At 42.4% G+C, this 26,864-nt stretch carries 17 protein-coding genes and 2 pseudogenes; 4 read left to right on the top strand and 15 right to left on the bottom strand.

Annotation, left to right across the window (positions count from 1 at the left end; translation table 11 throughout):
- Nucleotides 1-90: 90 nt before the first annotated feature.
- The 5 genes and pseudogenes from D0T50_RS13700 to D0T50_RS01025 all read right to left on the bottom strand — a co-directional run bounded on the left by D0T50_RS13700 (nucleotide 91) and on the right by D0T50_RS01025 (nucleotide 6,615).
- On the bottom strand, nucleotides 91-1,467 hold the full coding sequence (locus D0T50_RS13700) for a glycoside hydrolase family 28 protein (protein ID WP_370520850.1): 1,377 nt from the start codon (nucleotides 1,465-1,467) through the stop codon (nucleotides 91-93).
- A 144-nt stretch (nucleotides 1,468-1,611) separates the two neighbouring features.
- Nucleotides 1,612-4,059: pseudogene (locus tag D0T50_RS13695) on the bottom strand (glycoside hydrolase N-terminal domain-containing protein); the annotation flags it as partial.
- Nucleotides 4,060-4,342: 283 nt separating this feature from the next.
- On the bottom strand, nucleotides 4,343-5,659 hold the full coding sequence (creD, locus tag D0T50_RS01035) for a cell envelope integrity protein CreD (protein ID WP_163221071.1): 1,317 nt from the start codon (nucleotides 5,657-5,659) through the stop codon (nucleotides 4,343-4,345).
- Nucleotides 5,660-5,719: 60 nt separating this feature from the next.
- On the bottom strand, nucleotides 5,720-6,010 hold the full coding sequence (locus D0T50_RS01030) for a transcriptional regulator (RefSeq protein WP_163221069.1): 291 nt from the start codon (nucleotides 6,008-6,010) through the stop codon (nucleotides 5,720-5,722).
- Nucleotides 6,010-6,615 (bottom strand): hypothetical protein, encoded by a 606-nt coding sequence (locus D0T50_RS01025; RefSeq protein ID WP_163221067.1) that lies wholly within the window; start codon nucleotides 6,613-6,615, stop codon nucleotides 6,010-6,012. The genes D0T50_RS01030 and D0T50_RS01025 overlap by 1 nt, the downstream gene beginning before the upstream one ends.
- 182 nt (nucleotides 6,616-6,797) lie before the next feature.
- Here D0T50_RS01025 and D0T50_RS01020 point away from each other — a divergent pair, with 182 nt between their 5' ends.
- The gene (locus D0T50_RS01020; RefSeq protein ID WP_163221065.1) at nucleotides 6,798-9,545 is read left to right on the top strand and encodes a glycosyl hydrolase; all 2,748 of its coding nucleotides are present in this window, start codon (nucleotides 6,798-6,800) and stop codon (nucleotides 9,543-9,545) included.
- Between the two features lie 48 nt (nucleotides 9,546-9,593).
- On the opposite strand, the gene D0T50_RS01015 is transcribed toward D0T50_RS01020, so the two are convergent.
- The 5 genes and pseudogenes from D0T50_RS01015 to D0T50_RS01000 form a co-directional block, all read right to left on the bottom strand.
- Complete coding sequence (locus tag D0T50_RS01015) at nucleotides 9,594-13,847, bottom strand: two-component regulator propeller domain-containing protein (protein ID WP_163221063.1); 4,254 nt, start codon at nucleotides 13,845-13,847, stop codon at nucleotides 9,594-9,596.
- Nucleotides 13,848-13,934: 87 nt separating this feature from the next.
- On the bottom strand, nucleotides 13,935-14,249 hold the full coding sequence (gene rhaM, locus D0T50_RS01010; protein ID WP_163221061.1) for an L-rhamnose mutarotase: 315 nt from the start codon (nucleotides 14,247-14,249) through the stop codon (nucleotides 13,935-13,937).
- 12 nt (nucleotides 14,250-14,261) lie between these two features.
- On the bottom strand, nucleotides 14,262-15,014 hold the full coding sequence (locus tag D0T50_RS13690; RefSeq protein WP_255489960.1) for a rhamnogalacturonan acetylesterase: 753 nt from the start codon (nucleotides 15,012-15,014) through the stop codon (nucleotides 14,262-14,264).
- Between the two features lie 21 nt (nucleotides 15,015-15,035).
- Nucleotides 15,036-16,457, bottom strand: a pseudogene (locus D0T50_RS13685) (glycoside hydrolase family 105 protein); the annotation flags it as partial.
- A gap of 20 nt (nucleotides 16,458-16,477) precedes the next feature.
- Nucleotides 16,478-18,340: a rhamnogalacturonan lyase gene (locus D0T50_RS01000; RefSeq protein WP_370520846.1), complete on the bottom strand. Its 1,863-nt coding sequence runs from the start codon at nucleotides 18,338-18,340 to the stop codon at nucleotides 16,478-16,480.
- Between the two features lie 261 nt (nucleotides 18,341-18,601).
- Here D0T50_RS01000 and D0T50_RS00995 point away from each other — a divergent pair, with 261 nt between their 5' ends.
- The 3 genes from D0T50_RS00995 to D0T50_RS00985 all read left to right on the top strand — a co-directional run bounded on the left by D0T50_RS00995 (nucleotide 18,602) and on the right by D0T50_RS00985 (nucleotide 21,780).
- Nucleotides 18,602-19,036, top strand: coding sequence for a hypothetical protein (locus tag D0T50_RS00995; protein ID WP_203558154.1), 435 nt, complete (start codon nucleotides 18,602-18,604; stop codon nucleotides 19,034-19,036).
- 108 nt (nucleotides 19,037-19,144) lie between these two features.
- The gene (locus D0T50_RS00990) at nucleotides 19,145-21,367 is read left to right on the top strand and encodes a TonB-dependent receptor (RefSeq protein ID WP_163221053.1); all 2,223 of its coding nucleotides are present in this window, start codon (nucleotides 19,145-19,147) and stop codon (nucleotides 21,365-21,367) included.
- Nucleotides 21,368-21,399: 32 nt separating this feature from the next.
- Nucleotides 21,400-21,780 (top strand): cation transporter, encoded by a 381-nt coding sequence (locus D0T50_RS00985; RefSeq protein ID WP_163221051.1) that lies wholly within the window; start codon nucleotides 21,400-21,402, stop codon nucleotides 21,778-21,780.
- A 474-nt stretch (nucleotides 21,781-22,254) separates the two neighbouring features.
- Here D0T50_RS00985 and D0T50_RS00980 read toward each other — a convergent pair whose 3' ends face one another.
- The 5 genes from D0T50_RS00980 to D0T50_RS00960 form a co-directional block, all read right to left on the bottom strand.
- On the bottom strand, nucleotides 22,255-22,611 hold the full coding sequence (locus tag D0T50_RS00980) for a DUF4339 domain-containing protein (protein WP_163221049.1): 357 nt from the start codon (nucleotides 22,609-22,611) through the stop codon (nucleotides 22,255-22,257).
- A gap of 51 nt (nucleotides 22,612-22,662) precedes the next feature.
- On the bottom strand, nucleotides 22,663-23,988 hold the full coding sequence (locus D0T50_RS00975) for an SPFH domain-containing protein (protein ID WP_163221047.1): 1,326 nt from the start codon (nucleotides 23,986-23,988) through the stop codon (nucleotides 22,663-22,665).
- A 6-nt stretch (nucleotides 23,989-23,994) separates the two neighbouring features.
- Nucleotides 23,995-24,717, bottom strand: a complete 723-nt coding sequence (locus D0T50_RS00970) for a hypothetical protein (RefSeq protein ID WP_163221045.1) — start codon at nucleotides 24,715-24,717, stop codon at nucleotides 23,995-23,997.
- Between the two features lie 49 nt (nucleotides 24,718-24,766).
- Nucleotides 24,767-25,489 carry a hypothetical protein gene (locus D0T50_RS00965; RefSeq protein WP_163221043.1) on the bottom strand — a complete coding sequence of 241 codons (723 nt, stop codon included), beginning with the start codon at nucleotides 25,487-25,489 and terminating at the stop codon, nucleotides 24,767-24,769.
- 346 nt (nucleotides 25,490-25,835) lie between these two features.
- Nucleotides 25,836-26,378 carry a hypothetical protein gene (locus tag D0T50_RS00960; protein ID WP_163221041.1) on the bottom strand — a complete coding sequence of 181 codons (543 nt, stop codon included), beginning with the start codon at nucleotides 26,376-26,378 and terminating at the stop codon, nucleotides 25,836-25,838.
- Between the last annotated feature and the right edge of the window lie 486 nt (nucleotides 26,379-26,864).

Here is a 26,864-nt window from a genome sequence, read left to right as displayed (position 1 = left end):
CCTATACCCGCAAAATGACATACAGTTCAAATACATGTAATAATTGGTATTTGAACTGTATAATATTGGAAAGTCTCTATTTTCTTATGCCTATGGAAGCTGTACGTTTTTCGTTTTCTCTCCTGATACACGAACAGGCTCTTCCAGCGTTTCCGGACACTTTAAGCCGCTAACCTTTACATCGTTTACATTGTTTAGTATTAATGCCGGACCAGTTTTTGGCACAATTTCGATATTTTTCAACGTTATTCCTTCCGACTCTACAAGCATGGCTCCCGTATTGGAACTGATAATTACATCCTCTACATGGATATTACTGATATTCATTTCGGGTAAACCATTGAAGAACATGGCACGGTTTGCATTACGCGCGGTAAGGTTCTTCACAAAAATATTACGAAAGCGTGGGGTTGTTTCGTCTACCTTTGGCACTACCTTTCCTCTGCCACCACCATAATAAAGATCAAACAAGAAAGCCTCTGTATTGATATCATTCATATAAATATCGTTGATATAGATATTCTCAACAATACCACCACGTCCTCTGCCTGCCTTGAAACGTAAACCAACATTGGTACCTAGGAATTGACAGTTAGTTACAGAAATATTCTTCACTCCCCCCGACATTTCGCTACCTACCACAAAGCCGCCATGACCTTTGAATACGCGACAATTATCCACAATTAAATTAATGGTAGGTCGGGCACGACGGCGACCGTCGGCATCCTTACCCGATTTCACACAAATAGCATCATCGCCCACATCGAAATTGCTGTTTACGATGATTGAGTTAACGCACGATTCCAAATCTACGCCATCACCGTTTTGTGCAAAGGCAGGGTTGCGCACCGATATGTTATCAATAATTACATTTTCGCACATGAGCGGATGAATATTCCAAGCCGGCGAATTCTCGAACAACACACCTTCCAGTAGCACATTTTTGCACTCTATGAAGCTAACCATAACAGGGCGCAGGTAGTTCTTGAAATTTTTCCAATCATCTCCCGAGAACCTTCCGGCAGGAGTATTTGCATTTAGTTTTTCGCCTGTAATGTGCTGGTCGCTGGGGAACCAGTAGCCGGGATTCATTAAAACGCCACCCGATTTCACTACTTTGTTCCAATATTCATCGGTTACTTTTGCTTTTTTCAGTGGTCGCCAAGCCTCGCCCGAACCGTTGATAGAACCTTCGCCGGTTATGGCAATATTCACCAAATTGCGTCCCGAGATAGGCGACTGACAACGCTGTGTATCTAAACCTTCGTACACCGTTTCTACTAATGGGTAAAGATTAAAATCGGGCGAAAAGAGTATCAGTGCTCCTTTTTCTAAATGCATATTGATATTGGAACGAAAAACAATAGGACCTGTAAACCAGACACCTGCAGGAACAACTAAACGTCCGCCACCTTGCTCGCTAAGTGCGGCAAATGCTTTTTCAAACGCTTCGGTATTAAGAACCATGCCATCGCCAACACCATAGTCCTTCATATTTACCTCATTGGCAGGGAAGTGTGGACGATCAATGAGGGGCATATCAAAGGGTAAATTCTTATATAGATATTGGTATCTATCTGTTATTGACGAAGCGGCGGTATTCTGCTCAAAAACATAGACCGTTCCTTTATATGTTTCAATGTCATATACATACGAAAGTTCGGTGGCAGGCGTATTGTTTATCGCTTTTACCGACAATGGTTCTTTCACGTTTTGTAATGACAATAAAGGATTAGTAGATTTATCTTGTGTTGGAGTTAGCGGTGCTCCGCTCAGCATGAGTGGTACAGCACTACGAATGCGCAACATACCGTTTACCGTTGGGCGAATTACAGCTTTGCTTACTTTGTTGTTCTTCCACGAAAGTTCTTCTAAAAGGAATCCTCCGCGACATCTTAAACCTTTTACCGTACCTTCGCTCCATACATCGGGCAATGCAGGAAGCAAATGAATGGCTCCACCATGACTTTGAACTAACATCTCGGCGATACCTGCCGTACAACCAAAGTTTCCATCTATCTGGAAAGGCGGATGCGCGTCAAACAAATTAGGGTATGTTCCACCGTTCTGTCCACGTTCTTCGGTGGTGGGTTTAATTTGGTCTTGTATCAGTTTATAAGCATGGTTACCATCGAGCAATCTTGCCCATAAGCAAACCTTCCACCCCATCGACCATCCTGTCGAAGCATCTCCACGATGTATCAACGAAGTTTTGGCTGCTTCAAACAAAGCCGGGTTTTCGTACTTAGTGATTTGATAACCGGGATAGAGTCCCCACAAATGTGATACATGGCGATGATGATCATTAGGATTATCCCAATCATACATCCATTCTTGCAATTGTCCGAAACGACCTATTTGCATCGGAGGTAGTTGTTTCAAAATATCTTCCAGTGTGTTGACGAATGTTTTATCATCTGCTAAAGCAGTAGCCGCTTGAATGGTATTGGAAAGCAAATCAAACACCATTTGATTATCCATTGTTATACCGGAGGTTACCACCCACTCTCTTTTTCCATTGATATTGGGAGAGTTTTCGGGCGAGTAAGAAGGTGAAACCACCAGCCAGCCATTGCTGGGATCTTTCACTAAGAAATCTATATAGAACATACAAGCTTCTTTCATCATAGGATACACCTCTTTGAGGTATTCCTTATCGCCCGAGAACAGATATCTATCCCATAGATGTTGACAGAACCAAGCGTTACAAGTAGGCCACACACCATAACGATGCCCATCTACCGCACCGGTAGAACGCCAGATATCGGTATTGTGGTGCAGTGTCCAACCGCGGGCACCATACATAGCGGCACTTTCTTTACCTGTCTCTGCCACATCTTTAACAAGCTGCAAGAAGGGTTCATGCATCTCCATGAGGTTAGTAACTTCGGCAGGCCAATAGTTCATTTCAACATTAATATCGGTAGTGTATTTGCCATCCCAAGGAGCGCGAAGCTGATAGTTCCAGATACCTTGCAAATTGGCGGCTTGTCCACCCGGCTGCGAAGAACAAATAAGCAAATAACGTCCAAATTGAAAATAAAGCGCCGATAGTTGGGGGTCGAAAGTAGTCGCAAACTCCTTCACACGCACATCGGTAGTTTTGGAAGCTTGTTCGTTGGTACCAAGATCGAGCGACACACGGTCAAAAAACTTGGCATAGTACGCCGTATGTTCATCTTTGTATTGTTCAAAGCTCTTCTTACCTGCATTTTTGAGGTATTCTTTAGCTACTTGCTCAGCATTGCCCGATACATCTTTATAATTAACAAAATTGGTACCGATTGAAACATAAATAGTTACACTGTTGGCTCCTGTTACGCGAAGAGTATTGTCGGGCGCTACCGTTACTTTGCCACCCTCATTCACAATCTTTGCCAAGGAGGTGAAACGAACTTTTCCCTCTATACCTTCGTGATCGGAAGCTTTACCGTCTAAACGAAGCATCATGTCATCTATACTCATTACAGCATCGGTATATGGAGTGGTGTAACGAGTAGTAAAGTTCATTTTCTTCTTCTTGGAAGCAGTAAAGCGAATAATAAGCAGCTGGTCGGTAAACGAGGTAAATGATTCACGGATATACTCCACATCGTCTACCGTAAAAGTAGTAGTAGAGGTTGCCTTTTCTATATCTAATTCGCGATAATAGTTTTGATAGTTGTCCAGTCCGTCAAAATCGAAATGCAACGAACCTACTGTCTGGTAAGGCATTCCGTTAGGACCCTGCGAACAAATATTGGGACCGCACAGTTCTTGCGCTGCAAGGTTTTTACCTTCGAAGATAAGTTGTCGTATTTCTGCCAAAGCATCTTTTGCCTTGGGGTTGGTATTATTGTGTGGAGAACCTCCCCATACCGTTTCTTCGTTCAACTGGAATTCTTCGTTGACAGGATTGCCGTAAACCATAGCACCAAGCCTACCGTTACCTAGTGGCAAAGATTCTACCCATAGAGTGGCAGGGCGATCGTACCATAGCTTCAACCCGCTCTTAGGTTGTGCCAACGCATTACTTGCAAGTAAAAAGAAAGAGAGAAAAGCAAGAACTATTTTCTTCATTGGTTTCTATATTTTGATTTAACACGTGCAAAGATAAAATTAGACACGCTCGAAATGTGGTAAAATCCGTTGTTAAAAGTGTATATTTTAGACATAGTACCAAAAAAGAGTACAAAACGGTACAATATTGCAAGAAACTCCGAGAAAAGATTACTCTTCTCTCGGAGTTTCTTATACAAGAAGCCGGAATTTATTTTCTGACTGTTTTTATAACAGAAAATCAGTCAGAAACAGAACAAAAACCAGTCAGAAGTGAAGTAAAAAACAGTCAGAAATCACACGCCTATACGTCTGTTTTGTACCAACTTATCTTACGCGAACAATACATAATTACCCCAAGAATAGCAAACAATCCGATGCTTCCTATCAGTAGTGCGATGTCCTCCAATTGGAGTATCACATAAAGGAAAATATAGAGAAGTGATAATGTAAATGTAAGAATACCCGTCTGTCTCCAACTCTTAAAGATGCTCTTAGTATAAAGAGTAATCATCCCGATGGTCGACACACTGGCTATCAGGTATGCCCAAGCAAAGGATATTTGCTCGGAAATAGACAATAACAAGCTATAAAAAAGGATGAGTGCAATACCTACCAACAAATATTGTATGGGATGTATTCTTCGTTTCGTAAGTACCTCGACAAAGAAGAATACCACAAAGGTTAGTGCCACAAACATCAACGCATACTTTGCCGAGCGGGTATTTTGTTGATAATGATCTACCACGTCTACCAAATTTACCCCAAACGATGTATCACCAAAACCATCCACATAACTATCTACCCATGTTTCGGGAATGCTGCGATTGAAACGAAGCACGCTCCAATTGGCTTCGAAACCACTTTCGGTGAGTGTATGATCCGGAGTAAAATTACCTATATAACCCGGAGCATTCCACGCACCCGACACGTGTACCTTGGTGGTTTTTCCTATAGGAATGAAATTCAAACTACTACTCCCGTTCAGGTTAATAGTGCAACTATACTCCAAAGAGGTAGCTGGCTTCCCAGTCATTACCGAATCAAGATAGACAAAAAGCTCCTTACCCATCAAACGATCGTTCGCATTGCCAACGGCTGCCGAGAATGAAGTACCGTTAACATTGAGTTCAATATTGTTGGTTACCCCACGCAAATCCGAGAATCCTAAGCGAATATAAGCTTTATGCCAATGCAATACACCATTGTATTCACTGGGAAGCTCGGGTATATCAAAAGCTCCATTCAGTGTTAGTTCGCTTTTATAGAGAATTGTTTTGTAAATACCGTAGTGACGCTCCTCAGGGAAAAGAGTGGCATCGACATTCAAAGTTTCGGGCGTAATATGATACAGATGGTTATTGTGAGTTACGGTTCCGTTGGCATCTACATGCGTAGTGGTAAAAGGGATGGAGAGCACAGGCGCACAAAGCACTTGCGCCCTACTCCATTTGTTGTTAATCTTCTCCACTGTTTCTTCACTGCGTTGTTTGCGCTCAGAAATAAGGCTCTCAATCATTGCAGTGGGTATCAGCAACAATAGCGTTAGTACACATACCACAATTAATTTCACGGTGATGGACTGTGATAGCTTCTCCATCTTCTTCTCTTTTGCTTCCATGTTGTTTCTGTTTTATGTTATTAAAAGTACTTTGTTTTTCAAAGTAACGGCATAAAAAAATTATTTCAATAGTTCTTCCAAAGCGTTCAGGTGTTCTTGAAAGCTTTTTTTGCCCTCTTCTGTTATATAGTATTGGGTGTTGGGTTTCCGTCCGATGAACTGCTTAATGGAATGAATATACCCCAACCCCTCCAAAGCTTTGAGGTGGCTGGCAAGGTTGCCGTCGGTCAACTCCATTACCTGCTTCATGGTATTGAAATCTGCATATTCATTAACCGACAGTATAGACATAATGCCCAACCGTATTCGGCTCTCGAATGCCTTATTCAGATTTACGATAATATTCTTCATTACTTTTTCAGTTCGTACCTTTTGTACAAAATAAAGCCGTAAAGTATGTGACAAACACCAAACCCCAATGTCCAAAAGAGCAATCCCTGTCGCTGAAAAATAACAGCTGTAATTCCCAACCCTATCTCAATAAGTCCTAAATAGTGCACTTCCTCGAAAGTAAATTTAGAGACACTCACCAACGAAATGCCGTAAAAGAGTAATGTACCGGCAATGACCATCCGCAACTCTCCTTGTAGCAACAATACCAAACAGAAAATTCCTCCAGCCAACAAAGGGATAGCCATATTGTAAAGCAATCGTTTGGTAACTTTGTTAAATAACGGTTGGTTATTCTTCTTTGCTTTACGCCAAGAAAAATACACGGCAAAGGAAATAGACAACAATAACACCACAAGCGCATCGGCAAGCAAAATAAGCATTTCTTGCCAAATACTATAATCGGTTAATGATGGGTCGCGCAATAAATAAAAATAAGCAAATGCAGCGCCTGCAATAGCTGTTACGCCTGCCATGATACCCGATAACCCACTCAGTGATAGAAACTTAGATGATCTATCCATCATCTCGCGAATGTGCTTTATGTCATCAATATGTGTGTTCATACTTACATTATAAAAGTACTTTGTGCCACAAAGTTAATAACAGAATAGCAAACTCCAAACTTGATAACATTTTTTATACATTTACTTACAGCAGTCAAATCACAAAGAAATATTATCAAAACACAAAGAAGCAATTCATCCAATTTTCATAAATTTGTAAATTACACTAATACACAAATATCATGAAGAGACTATTTACCTGCGCATTAGCCGCATTTATTGCATTTAATCTATTTGCGCAAGACATAAACTGGCCTACGGTAAACACCGAAGCCAAGCCCGGCGCGCGCTGGTGGTGGATGGGAAGTGCGGTAGACAAAGAAAGCCTTTCTAAAAACATCGAGGCATACGCAACAGCCGGTATGGGAAGTTTAGAGATTACTCCTATTTATGGCGTAAAGAACAATGAAGTCAACGAAATTCCTTTCCTCTCTACCCCGTGGATGGAGATGTTAAAGCATACCGAAGCCGAAGCCAACAAACAAGGTATGTTCATTGATATGAACAATGGAACCGGCTGGCCTTTTGGTGGACCGGATGTGTCTATTGAAGATGCGGCATCACGTCTTATCATTAGTAAATACGACGTTAGGGGTGGAAAGAAAAACTCGCTGGAAATTATTCCTACCGAAGAGAAAGACCGTAGCTATGCCAAATTAAGTCGCCTCATGGCATTTTCGGATAAAGGTATATGCATTGACCTAACAAGCAAAGTCGTTAATGGCAAGCTAACCTGGAAAGCCCCCAAAGGTAACTGGCAACTCATCGCTGCCTTCTGCGGTAAGACAGGACAAAAAGTAAAGAGAGCCGCACCCGGTGGAGAAGGTTATGTAATGAACCATCTCAGCGCCAAAGCTGTAGGCAATTACCTGCAAAAATTCGAGAAGGCTTTTGCAGAAAGCAACACATCTTATCCTCACAACTTCTTTAACGATTCGTACGAGGTATACAAAGCAGATTGGACGGAAGATCTTTTTGAAGAGTTTGCCACACGCCGTGGTTATAAATTAGAAGAGCATCTGCCCGATTTTCTATCCGAAGAAAGAACCGACGCTCACGCACGTATTATATCTGATTATCGCGAAACAATAGCCGAACTTCTGTTGGAGAACTTCACCCGGCAATGGACAAACTGGGCACACAAGAATGGCTCAAAGACCCGTAATCAGGCACATGGCTCACCCGGTAACCTGATAGACCTCTACGCAACCGTAGACGTACCCGAGTGCGAAGGTTTCGGATTATCCAATTTCGGCATCAAAGGATTGCGCAAAGACTCTCTTACCCGTCCCAACGATTCGGATATCTCTATGTTGAAATACGCCTCTTCGGGAGCGCACATCGCAGGAAAGCCCTATACTTCTTCGGAAACATTTACATGGCTTACCGAACACTTCCGCACCTCATTGTCGCAATGTAAGCCCGACATGGATTTAATGTTCTTATCGGGTGTAAACAGAATGTATTTTCATGGAACAACCTACACACCCACAACCGCACAGTGGCCGGGATGGAAGTTTTACGCGTCCATAGATATGAGTCCCACTAATAGTATTTGGAAAGACGCACCCGCATTCTTCAACTACATCACCCGTTGCCAGAGTTTCTTGCAAATGGGACAACCGGATAGCGACTTCTTGCTCTATCTACCCGTATATGACATGTGGTACGAACAAAGCGGCAGGCTCCTTATGTTCGATATTCACAGTATGAAAAAACGTGCCCCACGATTCATTGAAGTAGTGAACCGCATTATAAACAGCGGATATGACGTAGATTATATATCAGACAACTTCATCAAATCACTCGAAATAGAAAACAATGCTTTGAAGACTTCGGGTGGTTCAAAGTACAAAGCCCTGATTATCCCCGGCGTGAAATTTATGCCCAACGAAATTATTGAGAAATTACTTGAACTTGCCCGCAATGGTGCTACTATCGTATTCCTCGACCAATACCCCGAAGATGTGCCGGGATGGGGAAATATCGAAGAAAGACGCCAAGCCTTCAACAAAAGCAACGAAGCCATTAAGCAACTTGCCGGTACACAAGGAAAAGGACGCGTTATCTTCGGGACAGATTATAACCAAACACTGGCGCAAACCGGTATCCAACCCGAAAAGATGAAAACGGAACAAAACCTCAGTTACATACGCCGTGTAAACAAAGACGGACATCACTACTTTATCAGTGCGCTCAATGATAAAGGAATAGACGCATGGTTGCCACTGAGCGTACACGCCAAGTCGGCTATGATTTACGACCCTATGACGGGTAAGAGCGGCAAAGCACAAACCAGAATAAACAATGGAGCAACCGAGGTCTATCTACAGTTAGCTTCAGGGCAATCGGCTATCCTTAAAACCTTTAGCGCACACGATGTGCAAGCTACTGCATGGAGCTATCTGCACAACAAAGCACTACACAAAGAGCAAAGTTACTTCACACTCAATTTCATAGAGAGTGAGCCACAGATATCCACCGTACAAAGCGTACTTGCCGGTTCGTGGACTTCACTCAACATTCCTCAGGTTAAAAACACGATGGCAACCGGTCGTTACACATTCCAACTAGAAGTGTTCGAACATGAATTGCCCGACGCCGAGACCGAATGGATTCTCGATTTGGGTGATGTGCGCGAAAGTGCGCGTGTACGCATCAATGGAGAAGAAGTAGCAACACTATGGGCAGTTCCTTTTGAATGCACTATTGCCAAGTATCTCAAATCAGGAACAAATACCATCGAAATAGATGTAACCAACCTACCCGCTAACCGCATTGCCGATATGGACAGAAGAGGCATTGAATGGAGGAAATTCAAAGACATCAATGTGGTAGATATACATTATAAAGCAACGGGCTACGCACATTGGGCACCTGTGCCAAGCGGATTACTGAGACCTGTAAAAATATACACTGCAAAGAAGTAAAGATTACAGTCAGTTTTGTCATAAAAGCCAGTGAGAAAATTAATTTTCTCACTGGCTTTTTTCACCTTCTTTCATATAGACCGAAGGTGCTACACCAAACTGTATTTTGAAGCATTTACTGAAATAGAAGGGATCTTCTATACCTACTTTATACGACACCTCGGCTACGGTGAACCTACTTGTAAGCAGTAACTCGGCAGCTTTCTTCATCCTCATAATGCGAATGTACTCATTAGGAGAATAGCCTGTTACTCCTTTTACTTTTTTATAGAAAATGGTTCGTCCCACGTTCATCATCGTAGCAAATTCATCTACAGAGAAATGTGAATTGCTGAGATTATCTTCGAGTACGTTGTGAAGTCCTTCAACAAAGTCTTTGTCGCGATTAGAAGTATATACCGCTGTGCGGAGAATACCCGGTTCTTCCGAGAACTTTTCGCGTAATCGTTCGCGCTGTTCCAGTATTTTAATGATACGGGTAAGTAATAAACGTATGCTGAAAGGCTTAAACAAATAGGCATCCGCACCACTTTCAATACCTTCCAGATGGTTTTCGGGCAATCCTAGAGCAGTAAGAAGAATAACCGGAACGTGACTGGTAGTAAATTCGGCTTTCAACTTGCGGGTTACCTCGTATCCATTCATGCCGGGCATAAGCACATCGCACACAATAAGATCGGGTTCTACCTCTTGCGCCATCTTAAAACCATCTATACCATTGTCGGCACTCTCTACAAAGAAGTAATTGCCCAGCTCTTCGATAAGGTATTGACGCACATCCACATCATCTTCAATGACGAGTATCTTTTGTTTGTTGAGCGGGTTAATCTTAAACTCCTTCAGCGCAAGAGCGGCATCGGTTACGAACGGTTCTTTTTTATCATCTTTCAGCAAAGCACTATCAGAAGTGAGGAAGTCTTTTTCTTCGTAAAGATCAATACCCAGAGGCAGGTTCACGGTGAAGACAGAGCCTCCTCCTTCGTTTTCATCGTATGATATTTCTCCTTTATGCACTTGTACCAGTTCGAGTGTGAGGTGTAACCCCACTCCTACACTCTCGTTAGAGAAGTTGCTTTGCATAAATCGTTTGAAAAGTTCGCCACGTTTCTCTTTGGAAATACCCACACCATTATCGGTTACTTTTATTTCGAGGATATTCCGTTCGGTACCTTCTGTTACATACAGGCAAATTTTACCGCCCCTTGGGGTATATTTGAATGCGTTGGAAAGCAGATTGTAAGTTATTTTATCGAGCTTCCCTTTATCAATATACATCTTCAACGTGGTGCTGGAAGGAATAAACTGGAAGTCGATGTTCTTGGACTCTGCCATATCTCCAAAACTAAGGAACACTTCGTACACCATACCCATTACGTCGGTTTTCTCTAAGGAAAGTGCCAGTTTGTTGTGCTGCATCTTACGAAATTCCAACAACTGATCAATCAGCCTCAGCATGCGACGGGTATTTTTCTCCATAATTTGTAGCGGATAAGCTATTTCCTTACTTGGGGTTCCCTGACGGTTAATACGCTCCAACGCTCCCTGTATCAGGGTAAGTGGAGTACGAAATTCGTGCGATATATTAGTAAAGAATACCAATTTGTATTCAGTTAATTCTTTTTCAATTACTACTTTATTGTTCAACCGGTGGAAATTGCGCAAGATACGCGACGTAAAGAACAACACCAATCCTATCAACAAAGCATAAATTAAGAACGCCCATCCACTCTTATAAAAAGGAGGCGTAATAACAATCTGCAATTTGGCAACCTCACTATTCCACAAGCCCTGACTATTGCCCGACTTCACCAACAGCTCGTACTTACCCGGAGGCAGTTGCTTGTATGCGGCAAAATTCAACGACGAAGGCGCACTCCATTCTTTATCATAGCCCTGTAACTGATACGAATATTTTGTCATATTGGCATCGGCATAGTTAAACGAAGAGAAATCCACCTGAATAGAGTTCTGGTAACTCTTCAACTTTATGCCATCCGTATATGCCAAAGATTTACTAAGAATTGAGCCTTCATCGCCCGGAAGCATATTTGTTCCATTTACATGCAGGTTGGTAAAGACCACGGGGAAAGAAGACGATTGTTTCTTCATCGCCTTGGGATTGAAAGAGATAAAACCATGGTCGGTTCCTAAAAGAATATCTCCGTTTTCTCGATGGTATGCCGCTCCCTCTATGCAAACATTGCCTTGCGACGACGCCGAAAGATAATAATTTTCAAAGATATCCAGCGTAGGAATATACCTTGAGATACCATATTCGGTTGCCAACCACACATTCCCCTCTTTATCTTCTACAATGGACTGAACAACATTATTGCACAAACCATCTTTTGTATTATAGTGCTTAAACTCCAGAGAGCTGTAGTCACCACCCGGTTCACATACACTAAAGCCCGCACCAGCAGCCGAAATCCAGACCTTCCCCTTACTGTCGGTCATCAGATACTTAATTTCATCGCCATTCAATTTGCCGCCATTGTAGCTATAATGATAATACCGTTCGGAGTCTTGCAGCAACTCTTCGGGGTTAAAGATGTACACACCTTCGCTTGTACCCACCCAAATCATGCTGTTTTTATCTTCGCAAATAAAACGGATTTGTCGCTGTCCGTAACTCTTATTTAGAAAATGGCGGAACTTATAACCTTGCGCGGTATGCATGGCTAATGCCAATCCGCCATTGAATGTACCGACCCACATACGCTCTTTGCTATCTTCAAAGAGGCAGAATATATTATCATTATTGAGCGATTCGCCATCATGAGGATTGTTTCGATACCAAACACCATCTATCGAGATACCATCTCCACGTGTGCCCAACCAAACTCTGCCTTTTCTATCTTTGATGGCCGCGTAAACATTGGCTTTGAAGTCCTTGCGCGAACGCTTTAAGTTAAGCTGCAAATCGTAAATATAAAGCCCGCCTCTGCGTGTAGCTACCCAAAGTTCATCCTCGTGCATTCGCGATATGAGCCTCACAGTATTGGAACGGTCGAAGAGTGTAGGGTCTTCGGGGAAATAACGGAATGACCCTTCGTTAATAATATTAATGCGCGAAATGCCCGAGAACTCCGCACTTACCCATATTTCGCCCGAACGGTCTTCCATTACACCGAGTAAATAATTAGAGCCAATAAAGCCACCACTTCCTACTCCGGTGGTATAATGATTAAGTTCGTCTTTGAGTAAATCATACGCATAGAGCCCGTTTCCGTAAGTGGAAATCCAAATAACATCTCGCGAGTCGTGTACCACGCGATAACGTTCAAGGTCTATGTAGCCCATCTTTTCGGCAGGGATGAGTTCCAGTTGTTTTTTCTTAGCGGTCTCTTTGTTGATGTACCACACTTTGCCTGTGTGGTTGTACACCCAATAGTTTCCTTTGTTATCTCTCAGAACTTCGCCACTCCGAACATCTCCTTTCAGAAACTCGGGAGATGCTTTTAACTTTTGTGTGGTAAAGTCGTAGGTATAAATACCGTTGGAAGTAAAAAGCACCCACAGGTTACCCAGTTGCAGATAATCGCTGATTATTTTTTCATCGGTAGGCAAACCGCCCAACTGCTGCAACTGCTGCGAATTACTATCATAACGAAAAATTTGGTTATCGTTTGAATAGAAATAGATTCCGCCATCATATTCTACGGCATGGTTAAGGTTCTCTTTATTATCGACCAGAAGTTCCGCGTCGCGTGTTACCAAAAGTAATCCTTTGGCTGTACCCAACCATGCGTTACCCTTTTCTTCAAAAACAAAGTTTACTGTATTGTGTGGCAGGTTCCCTTTTTCTTTTTTATAGGCTACCGAAGTAAAATTGCCATTGTTATAAGTAGTTCTTCGTGCTCCGTTACGATCGTGCCACATCCAAGCATCCCCATTGGAGAAGAGTATATTCTTGGAATAACGCTCGTCCATATCGCCTGTAGCGGTATAATCTACAAAAGAAGCTGTCTTAAGGTCGAAACAGCTATGATGCTCGGAGGAAAGATGTATCCAAAGAAAGCCATTTTTATCTTCTTCCAGACTATAAACTTTCCAACCCATAAGTGAGAGCGGATTGTCGTGCGAGGGATAATAAGAAAGGAAGGAGTTACCATCATAACGGTTCAAGCCATTGAGTGTGCCCATCCAGATGAAACCTTTGCTATCTTGTGTAAAACAACGCACTGTATTATTGGCAAGTCCATCGGCAATGGTTACTTGTCGTGAACGTATTTCGATAGAAGCCGTAGCTTGCAGAACGCTAAACAACAATAAGATAATTATAGCTGCGTGTCTATTCATAGTATATTACAATAAGTGTCGAGACAAAAATAGCGAAAATTCTCTTATTCTTGCCTCGACACTCGCTTTTTTCGTCATGGGAATGGGTTATTCCATTCTGAAAATTTCATATAAAGGTATGGATACCGGCGAATTGTCCGGATTAACCTCCATAATATCCGCCATATAGTCCCACCATTTCTGTACAATGGGGTTTCCGCCCATGTCTTGCGAACTCTCCGTGCCTCTTACCTTCTGGGTGGCAAAGAGGATGTTTGTTTCTTTATCCCAGTAGATGGAATAATCATATACTCCATTGTTTGACAACATCTCTTTTAACTCCGGCCATATTTCAGCATGTCTTTTTTCGTACTCTGCCTCGCATCCGGGTTTCAGGAACATTTTGAATGCTTCTCTTTTCATGGTTTTAATATATTATCGTTTTATATCGTTCTCGTTATAGCTACGCTCTATATTTTGGGGAATAATATAGTTTTTCAAATCACAGTCGGTAAGCTGCAAAATAGCTTCGGCAGCTACTTTACCACAAATTATTGCTCCGCCGAAGAGTGTGTGTACCCTATCGGCAAAATAGGCTTTAGTAGCTTCTTTGCCCATAGCTTCGTATTTGCGTGCCACCAAGTCGTTCATGTTTATATAAGGAACACCTTCTTCGCGGGCAACCTCTTCAGACCAGTTGTTGTACGTCTCGGTGCTACGGATTATTTTGTCGCCATCCCAACTATTGCCCGGCGTGAGCGACAATACGATAACATTTGCACCACGTGCCTTTGCCTGACGAATATACATCCGCAGGTAATGACCAAATGTGAATACTTCTTCTGGTCCGCCATGACGTTCCATGATTACTGTTTGAGATTCATTACCCGTACCTCTCAGAGAAGCACGTGCGCGACCAGTATTCAACGGGCCACCATCGTTGTGTCCAAACTGCACTAATAAGTAGTCTCCTTTTTTAATGCCTGCAAGCACTTTGTTCCAGTGGCTGGAATAGAAGGTGCGGCTGCTTCGTCCACCTACCGCAAAGTTCTCTACGGTTATGCGATTGGCATCGAAGAATAAATGAAAGAAACTACCCCAACCCCATTGACCGTTGCTGCCATTGCCCGCACCATTTCTCATGGTAGAATCGCCAATGGTAAAGACTACCGGCGCAGTGGGATTCAAGCGACTTGTTCCGCCAATCGTTTCGTAGCGCCCTACACTAAAAATAGGCTGTGGCGTAGTTTGCTCCGTTGTATAGTATTGCACAGCGCTATCGTTCATTTTAGGATGCTGGTTCTTGAGTAGGTTTATCATTTCGGCACCCGCCCAAAGCACCGGGCCATAGCCATGCGCAGCATATACATTGACCGGACGATAGTAATAGAACGCAGGATCAAAACCCATGCCTGTACCTACACACGTTCCTTCTACTCCACCGTTCGCATTGACTTTGGTAGATACTGCATGCCAACCGAGTTGTGCCACAGGCCCATAGGCTATCGGATCTATCCATTTTTTATTGATACCGCGCGCAATACAATAAGTAAAGATAGCCGTTGCCGATGTTTCGAGATATGAATCATTTCTATCCATAAGTTGATGCCAGAAACCCTCCCCGCTCTGATACGAAGCTATGCCACGAATATGTGCGCGATATTGTTCCAACACGTTATTATATCCGGGGTGGCTCTGAGGAAGTACATCAAGAACTTCGGTCAATGTAAGGATAGCCCAACCATTGGCGCGTGCCCAATGAAAAGCAGGGTGATCGGTAGAGCTTTCTACCCAACCATGACGATATAAGTTCTTTTCGGGAACAAACATACGCTGCGAGAATTGGGTTATCTGGCGCACGGCTTCGTTGTAGTATTTTTCCTCACGGGTTAATCGTCCCATCTGCACAATGGCAGGAACAGACATAAACATATCGTCCAGCCACAACGTGTTGTGCTGCGGACGATTACGGGCAAAGGTACCATCGCTTAAACGATACTCCTGATACATGATGTAGTTCATGTAGTTGTCGATAAGAGGACGCAGGTTGGCTTTATCATCATCCATTTGAGTCTTAATCATAGCGGCGCACATTGCTCCGGCATCATCAAGTGCATGAGGATATAACAATGCGCGTATCTGTGCATCTGTATAGCCACACTCTTCCATTTGCTTCTTGAAGTATGGAGCGGTTTCTGCCAACAGGTTAAAACGTTTGGTTACGTATTCTTTGTAAGCAGCATCGCCTGTGGCTTGGGCAGCAGCAAGCATTGCGGCATAAGTTACTCCCCACTCATAACTTGTCAGGCGAAAGTCGCCCTTGTCGAGTTGCGCATTCTTATTAACATTGTCGTAGTTGGTTATTTCCTTACCCGTTGTTTTGTCAATTACACGTGCGGGGGTGGCCTTTTCCAGATAAGTAAGTACTCTGTCGAGGGTAGCTTTTATCTCTTCGGTGGTAAGCATACCGTAGGGCACGTTATATTCGGGTTTCAACAGGTGCAACGGCGTGTTCGTGTCGTTGGTTACCGCAGCGGCTTTCTTTTGCTTCTGGGCATGCATGGGCTGCACTGTCAATAGGGCAAAAGCTCCAAGTAAGAAGATTGCTCTTTTAAGAAATTTCATGTTCATGGTTTTATATTTCGATTATACTATTTAATAAGATATCCACGGAAGATGGAACCCTTCTTCAGGTCGGGCCCAATGTAAAATCCCGGTTGGGTAGGCTGATTGTAGGCTACGTTTTGGGTAGCTATACTGATGCGGTATACCGGGTCTTCGAGGAAGGTATGGAAGCGATACGCTGTTGGAATACCCGACACGTAAAGTCTAAGCGAACGGTTATCTTCGATACGCAACAACACTTCTTCGCGCCAGTCGCCAATAATGTCTCCTTGCAAACAGGGGGTAGACTTGGTTCCGTTATTAGACATGGCTCCTTCGAACACCGTCAAAGGTTTGCACACACCTTCTACCCAGTCGTACTTGCTTACAATATTCTTATCGAGTAGTTCGCGAAGCAGGTCTCCATCCCACCACACAGCCATGTTTACCGAGATAGTTTTCATATCAGGGTTCACCACTTCTCCTTTGAAGTTTCGGATACCACCACTCTCCCACGTCCACATTTCCACACCATAGCTGGTAGGGTCTATATCGGCTGCCATAGCTCTGCCTACATCTGTGGGACTCTTTACCTGAAAGAGCAGTTCGCCTGTGACGGCATCGCGAAGTGTAGAGCCGTCGCGTTTGTTTTCGTGGCAGTCCCATACTTGCAAGCGCGGACTGGAAGGGTCGAATTGAGTGAGGTGCATAGCATCTCCATGTCCCATCAGGGTATTGTGCAGCCCTGTTCCATCATGGTCGATAGCACACGAGCCATAGATTATTTCGTCGCAACCATCGCCATCCACATCGCCCACACGCAGGTTGTGGTTACCTTGTCCGGCATACGATGCCCACTGAGGTTCGTCACTGTCGAACACCCAACGTTGTTTCAGCTCTTTGCCATCCCAGTCGAATGCGGCAAGCACGGTGCGGGTGTAGTACCCGCGACACATCACCACACTTGGTTTCACACCGTCGAGGTATGCTACGCAAGCAAGATAGCGGTCGCTACGGTTGGCACGTCTGTCGCCCCAATCTTGCAGGTTACCGCGTTGTGGCACATAATCTATGGTATGCAGCGCTTCGCCTGTTTCGCCGCTGAATAGCGTAAGGTATTCTGCTCCTGTAAGGATACGTCCTTCGGGGCTACGATAGTCGGCATTAGGATCGCCTATGATTTTTCCTTTACCATCTACAGTACCATCCGAAGTTTTCATTACAACTTCGGCTTTACCGTCGCCATCGAGGTCGAACACCATAAATTGTGTATAGTGCGCACCTGCACGGATGTTTTTCCCCATGTCTATACGCCATAGTTTGGTTCCATCAAGACGGTAGCAGTCAAAGTAGACATTGCCTGTGTACCCGTCGTGCGCATTGTCGTGTGCATTGGTTGGATCCCATTTCAATATAATTTCGTATTGTCCGTCTCCATCTACATCACCGATGCTCGCGTCGTTGGGAACGTACGTATAAGGGCGACCCGATATAGGTGTACCTCCTTCGGGCACATCGAGCGGTATATTCAGGTAGCCAAGCGGTGCGTTGGCAGGTAATGTATAGCTTCCGCTGAGGGGTTGTTTATCGCCTGCGGCAGATACAGGTTCAACGCTGTAGCGTGCAGCGGCAGTGCCGGGGTTGTAGTCGGTAAATCCGGTGGTAGTGAGCAGGGGCTTGTCGGTTAGTCGCTTGCCATCACGATATACATGGAAGCCGGTATCCATAGCATCTTCGGAGAGGTATCTCCACGATACATATACACTATCGGCGGAGTGACGAATGGCAATAACGCCACGATCTAATTTCTCTCGCTTCAACTTGGAGTAGTCGTAGGCTGGTTGTGCCAACATACTACCGCCCAGTAATAAGAAAATTGAGAACAATGTGGTTTTCATTGGGTGTTTCATTTTTTGTTGTTTTTCGATTCTACAAAGAAAGAGGATTTTTTGGCTTTGGAATATATAATACTATCCGAAAAACTGTAATTATGTACAGAACAAAAGAAAAACCGACTGTTTTACGGCTTAGAAGCGACTGTTTTTCTTATCATTTCTCAGTCGGTTTCGAGTCGTTTCCCACTGTTTTTTTAAAAGAGTATCACTCCCTTACGGGTGTTAATTATATCTAAAATATAATGAATCCATCATAAACTCCCTATCTTTGTGAAGATGAAAAAGGCAATTACATATCCTTTTGTAATACTACTTGTCGCATTAATATGCTATGGCGGCGTTGGTATTAACATCATTTCATTCTGTTGTGCAGACTGTCATGATGCAGGAATCGAAGTTATTGCCGAGAAGACGTGTTGCGAAATTCACGAACACAGCCACGACCATGTGGCATACGGACCTACAACGGAAGCCATCATCCACGAACATGAGTCTTGTTGTACAATGGAACGTATTTCGTTCGATTGGGGTGTTGACTACCCTTCTGCCGACATGCCACAACCTGCTGTTACAGACCTCAGAGAATGTGAGATTTGTCATTTATCCCATGTACCACTTATAGAGACAGAGGAAGCACACTTTACCATGCCCACCGGGCCACCACTCCCCCCAAGGGAGTACCTCGCTCTCTTAAATACCCTTTTGATTTAGCATTCGCGCTGCTTTGCAGGCAGCTCTTTGAATTTCATTTTTGAGATATTCGAAGCGCGGCAGTGTGTCTTCGCGTATATTAATGTTAAACAATAAAGGTATAAAGAAATGCTTAAAAATTTATTTATAGGAATACTCGGATGCCTATTCTACCTCGCTCCGGCTTCGGCGGCAAGCGTATTGGTGAAGGGATATGTATTCGACGAGACAAATCAACCGGTGGCAGGAGCAACCGTTATCTGGGATGGTACACACACCGGAACAACTACCAACGCCGATGGCTACTTTGAACTGGCACAAGCAGACAAAAATCTGGTACTAAAGGTTAGCTTTGTGGGCTACACCAGTGTATTAACGACTATTAAAGAGACCAAAGAGCCGTTGCGCATTGTCATGAAAGAGGACAATATGCTGGACGAAGTCGTGGTTAGCGGACGCGAGATGGGAACCATCTCATCGCGCAAAAGTGTAATGCAATCGCAAACCATAACCTTTGCCGAGATTTGCCGCGCAGCTTGCTGCAACCTTGCCGAGAGTTTTGAAACAAATCCTTCGGTAGATGTATCGTATGCCGACGCAGCTACGGGAGCCAAACAGATTAAGTTGCTCGGACTATCAGGAACTTACGTGCAGATGCTAACCGAGAATTATCCTAACTTCCGTGGGGCAGCTTCGCTCTATGGATTGGATTATGTACCCGGTGCCTGGATGGAAAGCATTCAGGTATCCAAAGGAACATCTTCTGTAAAGAATGGCTACGAGGCACTGGCAGGACAAATCAACGTAGAGTTTAAGAAACCTCCTACAGCAGACATCGTATCGGCAAATGCCTTCCTGAGCGATGCCGGACGTTATGAAATAAATGCCGACGCATCATGGCATCTTAACGACAAAGTATCGAGCGGACTGCTGGTACACTACTCCAACGATAGCGGAGAGCACGACGGTAACAAAGACGGTTTTCTGGATATGCCACTCAAGGAACAGGTAAACCTGATGAATCGCTGGTATCATAAAACAGATAAATATGTGGCACAATATGGGGTGCGCTATCTACACGAAAACCGCAAAGGGGGGCAAACCACTAAACATGGAAACAGCCACATCACCGACCCGTATCGTATCAAACTGAACACCAACCGTGTAGAAGGATACACCAAACAAGCCTATATTATTAATAATGAAAAGGTGGAAAGTGTAGCGCTCATCCTATCGGGTTCGTATCACGAGCAACAATCCTGGTACGACCGTACGCCCTACAACGTGTATCAAAACAACATCTACGCCAGTTTACTGTACGAAAAGGAATTTACACCTATGCACAGCCTGAGCACCGGATTGAGTTTGAACTACGACGATTTCACCGAGAATCTCACACAGAACAGTGTGCGTCAAAATTTCAACCGCGACGAAGTAGTGCCCGGAGCTTACGTGCAGTACACATTCAACCTGAACGATAAGTTCGTGGCATTGGCAGGTATTCGTGCCGACCACAGTTCGCTGTACGATTTCTTTGTTACACCACGTATCCACCTGAAGTACAACCCCGTAGAGTGGTTACACCTACGCGCTTCGGCAGGTAAAGGATATCGCACTGCAAACATATTAGCAGAAAACAACTTCCTGTTATCCAGTAGCCGTAAGTTGGAAATTGCTGCTAACCTCGATCAGGAAGAAGCTTGGAACACAGGTTTAAATGCCTCTTTCTACATTCCACTCTTCGGCAAAGAATTAAACCTTAATGCCGAATGGTACTACACCGACTTCAACAAACAAGTGGTGGTAGATGTAGACAGCGACCCACACGCCGCTCGCTTTTACAATCTGGACGGAAAATCATACTCCAACAGCTATCAGGTAGAGCTTACATATCCCTTCTTCCGCGGATTCACACTAACGGCGGCCTATCGCTACACCGATGCCAAAACCGACTACAAGAACGCCTTAGGAGAAGTGCGCAGAATGAAGAAACCATTGGTAAGCGACTATAAAGGGCTAATTACCGCCTCGTATCAAACTCCACTCAAAAAATGGCAGGTTGATGTTACAGGACAATTCAACGGTGGTGGACGTATGCCCGAGCCGGATGCGGTTAATCCGCTTTGGGATAAGAAGTTCGGTTCTTTCCAAGTATGGAACGCACAGATTACCAAGTATTTCCGCAAGTGGTCTGTTTACGTAGGTTCGGAGAATCTCTTTGACTACTCGCAATCAAACCCCATCGTAGATGCCGCCAACCCACGTGGCGAAAACTTCGACGGTACCATGGTGTGGGGGCCGGTACATGGCCGGAAACTCTACATCGGTATGCGATTTAATCTTGAACGATAAATTTATTAACAACCTTTTAATACATCAAAATTATGAAACAAGTTATTTTAATTACGCTTTGTGCGTTGTTTTCGTTTGCGCAAGTAAACGCGCAGGATACTGTAAAGAAAGACAAGAAAGAAACCATTACCCTCCTTGTCGAAGGAATGGATTGTGCTAACTGTGTGAAGAAAATAGAGAAGAACATCGCCTTCGAAAAAGGTGTGACCGATTTGAAATGCGATTTAGCTACCAAAACAGCAACTGTTACCTATCGTACAGACCGTACCGACGAAGCAAAAGTACTCGCTGCATTCAAAAAGATTGGTATGGAAGCTAAAGTACAGAAAGAAGGAGAAGCCCAAGCAGCAAAAGCTTGTTGCGGAGGTTGCTCCGGAAGTGAAACAGGGCATAAGCATAAGCATAATCACTAATAGAGAACCACGATTTCTATAACCGTTGTAGATATTTTCAACAACCGTTGTAGAAGGCTTTAATAACCGTTGTTGGAGGCTCCAACAACGGTTATTGTTTTTTAGGGGAAATAATAGAGAAATAAGATGTTACTTATTGGCGAGATTTGTATAAAGAATAGACTATAAAAATGAAAAGAAGCAAAATCAACCCATTGACAATAACGTAAGTCGAAACAGAGAAGCGAATAAAGGTAAAAAAGAGGTTACAGGCCAACGACACTACAAAAAACACCCCTGCCACGACTTTAATATTGACGGAGGTTCTCCCCATATTAAAGTTAATGCCAATAAGCATATTCAACATTAATCCCAATGATAAAAAGCTCCCTATACTTAGCAACATCTGATTGTCTCCTTTATGCCAACTGTACAATGCATAAGAGATTAATAAGCTAATAAAAGTTGCAATAGCTAAATTTGGTATGTTAGGTTTCATAGGCTATTATTATTAAAAGGAGGAGGCGATAAGATAACAAGCTTTAGAACTTCGGGAATATTTTCTGCCACATCCCACTTACTCATTCCCGGCTTCCAGATATATGTTTCTTTATGAACTTTTTTATCCAAGATAAGCCGCGATAATTCTTGCTCAGAATACGGACCAGACTGTGTATTGTCAATAATTGCATAGTAGAACTGCGGAGTAGTTGACTGCATAGGATTCATTGCTCCCGGAATATGCATACCAGTAATGGTCTGGTTCATGCTCTTTACCATTTGACGTGCAACAGCAAGACTCATACCAAATTCAACCAACTTTTCTATTGAGAGGAAACTATTCTCATTCATAATATTTTATAGTATTCTGTTTTTATAAATTACTCGTTTTATTTTTTCATGTTATAGTACAGGCGGTGGTGGCGGAACAGTAGCAAATAATGGCGATAGTTCCACAACATTGCCAGCAAGTTCCCATCCAGACATTCCTGCTTTCCATACATAAGTATTCTGCATTAATTGACCAGATTGTACTAACTGTTCCAATTGACTCCAATTATATGGACCAGAAGCTTGCCCATTGACAGAAATGCTATAGGCTATTTGTGGCGGAGGTGGAGGCATGTTTTGTTGCTGTGTCATATTTTGTCCCATCTGGTTCATCATACCTGCCATTTGAGTTCCCATAGCACCCCCCATCATCATGCCAGTCATCATACCTGCCGGATTCATACCACCGCCGCCATCCATTGCACCCATACTTCCAAGACTACTTGCAGCGGTTTTAAGTACTTCGGTCTGTTGATTCAGAGAGTGAGCACCCATAAAGTTGGTTTCGGTCTGTAATTTTTGAGCTCGCTGAGCCTCTTCTCTTTGAATACGCAAAGTTTCCTCCATATTTTGAGCATTAATACTTTGTGTATCCTGCATGTTCTTTATGTTTACTTCGGCTTGAGCAACAGTTGTTTTTGTGGTCTGTTCGGCTGTTACTTTTCGTAGCTCTGCATATCCTTCGCTTTCCTTATCTACATCTATAGAGGCTAAATCCAGTCCTTTCATATTAACCCCGAAATCCATCTCCAAGCGAGATTTCAGATATGAACCAACTATTTCATTTATTTCTAGAATCTTGCGCTCCATCTGAAGTACAGGTATGCCATTGTCAGAAGGAATATTGGTAACAACTCCCTTTACGTATTTAGTTACCGCATCCTTTATCTGTTTGTTAAAGTCTTCCAGATTGAAGTTTATCAATCTATTCAATTTAATGAAACCCTTATAATCTGTAAGATTAAATGTAATTGTGCCTCTAACAGCAACAGGAACAGCAAAATCAAGAAATCTTGGATCGAAAACATCAAAAAACGGAACACCGAACCGTATTTGAACATTACCCGAAAGGTTGATGAAGTATACTTCTGCCTGAAAAGGAGATGCACCTCCAAAAGCAGTCCCAACTATATTTGCCAGGACTGGAAAGTTTGCCGTTTTTATAGTTTGGTCATAAGGACCTATTATAAAATCCTGCAAGCCATCATCTTGTTTATAAACAAATACAGCCAACTCACCATCTTTTACACGCAAACTACTTCCGTAGCGAATTGCATTTTCCCTTTTTGTAGAATTAGCTTCCCCCGAAGGTCTCCATTTCCATACAAGGTATTCTTGCTCATCACAGCGGATTACATCCATTAACCCGCCTTCTGATTTTTTACCAAATAATGCCATGCTTAATTATTTTATATTTAATTCTTCAGCATATCGATTTATCTCATCTAATAATTTTTTGTCATCTTTCATCGAGAATCTAGCTTTCATAATAATTTGTTCGCATTTTGCTCTCCAAACGGCTACGAACGCATTATGATCAACATTCTCTGGATTATTTCTTGTTAGGAAGCTTCCTTTTAATTGAGCTTTCGGATATGCAAGAGATAAGAATTCTAAAATATCTTCTTTAGTATTTGGTATGGGAAAATTAGAAATAATGGTAATTTTTTTAGATTGAACCTTATCTCCACTGCTCAAGCCGAAATGTTGAGCAAATACTTTTCCAATTACTTTGCCAACAGACATTCCAGCATCTTTTCTCTCATTTTCCGCCTCATTAAGCATTTGAAATAATTTTTGAATAGAAGTATTGGCTTCAATATTTGAAAAATTATAGCCACAATCTGAACACTGAATTGAAAAAGATTGCAGTATTGCACCGCAAGCAGGACATTTTTTCACATCTCCTATTTTGTTGGATTTCGGAGCAGCCGAAGACTGGCTAGTAGAATTCTGCTTCATGGCTTGCTGCTTCTCGTATAATCTGGCATCCAATACCATTTCAAACTCGTCAAGGTCAATTCCAAACGACTCGGCCTTTCTAAAAAGGACTTGTTTTTCTTTCTCCGTCAATTCACCGTCACTTAGTGCCGCATTGATTAGGTTTTCTAATTGTTCATTGTACATAATTAATCGTTATTTTATTGTTAAAGTAATGTAGTTTTAAGTCGCATTATTAAAAAGAATATCGTATAGGGTTCTGACCTCCCTTTTTGATGTATTTTTCGAGAGAACCATTTTTATATTTGCTTCTGATAGGTTCGTCTGCTATTTTCCCAAAGAATTCCCAACGGTCATATATAGGATTCCAACTCTCTATTTCATAAATTTCTCTTACCAACCCCCTGTAAGCAGCCACTACGTATTTGGCTTTATTTCTTTTTGGGCCAAGTACCCAAGATGCACGAGTTGCTTCATACAATTTTTCGTCATCCATGTGTGCATCATATTTCCTGTTTATATTAATAATTATGCAGGGTTCTTCCAGGGTAACGGGCTTAGCATCGTAGAGTTGAATTATTTCATCAACAGTTTTTAGTCCTCTCGTCCATGAATTATGCCCTTTAACGATGTTAGTAAGAGAGGGTTTTCCAGTAATTATATAGAGGTAATCGAATAAATCAATTACGCAACTTTCAATTTCAAGAGCTGTTTTTTCGTCAATTCCGTGTCTAAGAATCAGATGTTCAACGCAATAACCCTCCGAAGTTATTTCTCGTATTAGGTTGTACTTGTCATTCTCGGTTTCACTATCCAAAGCACATCCTACATGGTCAAACACACGATTAGCTACTCCTTTCCCAACATAAAACACAGTTTTATCCCTCGGGTCAATTAGAATGTAAACATAACATCCTATACGTTCGCAAATAGCTTGCGAAAACTTTTCTATCCTCATGACTTGATTGTTTAATCCCTCTTCTCCGACCCCAAAGAAGAATTACTAAATGCAGAAAGTGCGGGTCTGAAACTTATTTAAAGAAGAGGGCTCTGGTAAGGCCTTGGAATTAAATAAGCAACAGCCCGCACCATATAGATATGATGCGAAAAGTTGACTTATTCTCTTCCAAGTTAAATTTACCAGATTTTCCCTTTGAGAAATAAGCTAAACACTTTCGTGTACTTAAAATATGTTTGCTAATAATGCAACAAGCATCACAAATGTAACCATTATTCTTAAAGCCTAAAAGCTACTGCTTTTTACAAAATCATTTTATAACTATCAATAGCTAGAACTCCAAGAATCAAGCAAATATGATTAACACTATAACAAACACAAGCAAAACACCAGCAATAACTAAAATAGTAGTACGTTTCTTCTTCTTTTGTTGTTCAATAAAAGTTTGCCATTCAATTTTCTTGCCTTCAAAATAAGCAATCATCGTGTTATTTGGTTCTATTGACCTTAACATTGCCAATCCTGCGTCAAATTTTGATTTTGCTGCATTCAAGTTTTGATTTGATTCTTTTATCCACAAATCCACATACGAAGATAATGCCGTTAATTCTGTAATAATGGCATCTTTGTCTTGTGGATTAAATTGGATGTTGATAATTGCATTCAAAAATTTGGCATCTTGTTCATGCTGCATTGTTATTCGTTTTTCCCTTTCTATAGCACCATAATCTGGCTCACTTTGTTTTACATTTGCCGCACCATAATTAACATTAGCATCTACTCGCTGACCCAATCTAACGTCATCAGCATGCCTGCCATACAGTTTATTACCAATCGCCTTTCCTGTTTTTTTACCAAATTCGTTTGTAACATTGTCTAAAAATCCCATAGTATAAAGTATAATTACCCTCCCCGACCCCAAAGAAGAATTATTAAATGCGGAAAGTGCGGGTCTGAAACTTATTAAAAAAGGAGGGCTCTGGTAAGGCCTTGGGAATTAATAAGCAACAGCCCGCACCATATAGATATGATGCGAAAAGTTGACTTATTCTCTCCCAAGTTAAATTTACCAGATTTTCCTTTTGAGAAATAAGCTAAACACTTTCGTATGTTTAAAATATGTCCGCTTGTAATGCAACAAGCATCGCAAATGTAACTATAATTTCCAAGTTTCCAAAAAGAAACACTAAAAACTGTTACTTTTCATAAAACCATCTTATATCCATCTTAAAGTTCTTATCGAACGAAGATTAAAGAATATGTTTTTTCTCCAGAGAAACGTATAGTTCAGTCATCAAACCACCTTAAAAAAACGAAACACTTATTAACTATTAAGCAATTTCAAAGTGAATTTAAAAGGCTGTTGTGGTATAAT

This window comes from Bacteroides sp. 214 (assembly GCF_010501015.1).
Taxonomy (GTDB): domain Bacteria; phylum Bacteroidota; class Bacteroidia; order Bacteroidales; family Bacteroidaceae; genus Bacteroides.
Note: the sequence above shows the minus strand (reverse complement) of the source record. Positions and strands in the feature narration are given on the sequence as shown.

Excerpts from the sequence above, each read along its gene's own strand:
- D0T50_RS13700 (WP_370520850.1), bottom strand. The coding sequence starts at position 1,467 with ATGGTTCTTAATACCGAAGCGTTTGAAAAAGCATTTGCCGCACTTAGC.
- creD (WP_163221071.1), bottom strand. The coding sequence starts at position 5,659 with ATGGAAGCAAAAGAGAAGAAGATGGAGAAGCTATCACAGTCCATCACC.
- D0T50_RS01030 (WP_163221069.1), bottom strand. The coding sequence starts at position 6,010 with ATGAAGAATATTATCGTAAATCTGAATAAGGCATTCGAGAGCCGAATA.
- D0T50_RS01025 (WP_163221067.1), bottom strand. The coding sequence starts at position 6,615 with ATGAACACACATATTGATGACATAAAGCACATTCGCGAGATGATGGAT.
- D0T50_RS01020 (WP_163221065.1), top strand. The coding sequence starts at position 6,798 with ATGAAGAGACTATTTACCTGCGCATTAGCCGCATTTATTGCATTTAAT.
- D0T50_RS01015 (WP_163221063.1), bottom strand. The coding sequence starts at position 13,847 with ATGAATAGACACGCAGCTATAATTATCTTATTGTTGTTTAGCGTTCTG.
- rhaM (WP_163221061.1), bottom strand. The coding sequence starts at position 14,249 with ATGAAAAGAGAAGCATTCAAAATGTTCCTGAAACCCGGATGCGAGGCA.
- D0T50_RS01000 (WP_370520846.1), bottom strand. The coding sequence starts at position 18,340 with ATGAAACACCCAATGAAAACCACATTGTTCTCAATTTTCTTATTACTG.
- D0T50_RS00995 (WP_203558154.1), top strand. The coding sequence starts at position 18,602 with ATGAAAAAGGCAATTACATATCCTTTTGTAATACTACTTGTCGCATTA.
- D0T50_RS00990 (WP_163221053.1), top strand. The coding sequence starts at position 19,145 with ATGCTTAAAAATTTATTTATAGGAATACTCGGATGCCTATTCTACCTC.
- D0T50_RS00985 (WP_163221051.1), top strand. The coding sequence starts at position 21,400 with ATGAAACAAGTTATTTTAATTACGCTTTGTGCGTTGTTTTCGTTTGCG.
- D0T50_RS00980 (WP_163221049.1), bottom strand. The coding sequence starts at position 22,611 with ATGAATGAGAATAGTTTCCTCTCAATAGAAAAGTTGGTTGAATTTGGT.
- D0T50_RS00975 (WP_163221047.1), bottom strand. The coding sequence starts at position 23,988 with ATGGCATTATTTGGTAAAAAATCAGAAGGCGGGTTAATGGATGTAATC.
- D0T50_RS00970 (WP_163221045.1), bottom strand. The coding sequence starts at position 24,717 with ATGTACAATGAACAATTAGAAAACCTAATCAATGCGGCACTAAGTGAC.
- D0T50_RS00965 (WP_163221043.1), bottom strand. The coding sequence starts at position 25,489 with ATGAGGATAGAAAAGTTTTCGCAAGCTATTTGCGAACGTATAGGATGT.
- D0T50_RS00960 (WP_163221041.1), bottom strand. The coding sequence starts at position 26,378 with ATGGGATTTTTAGACAATGTTACAAACGAATTTGGTAAAAAAACAGGA.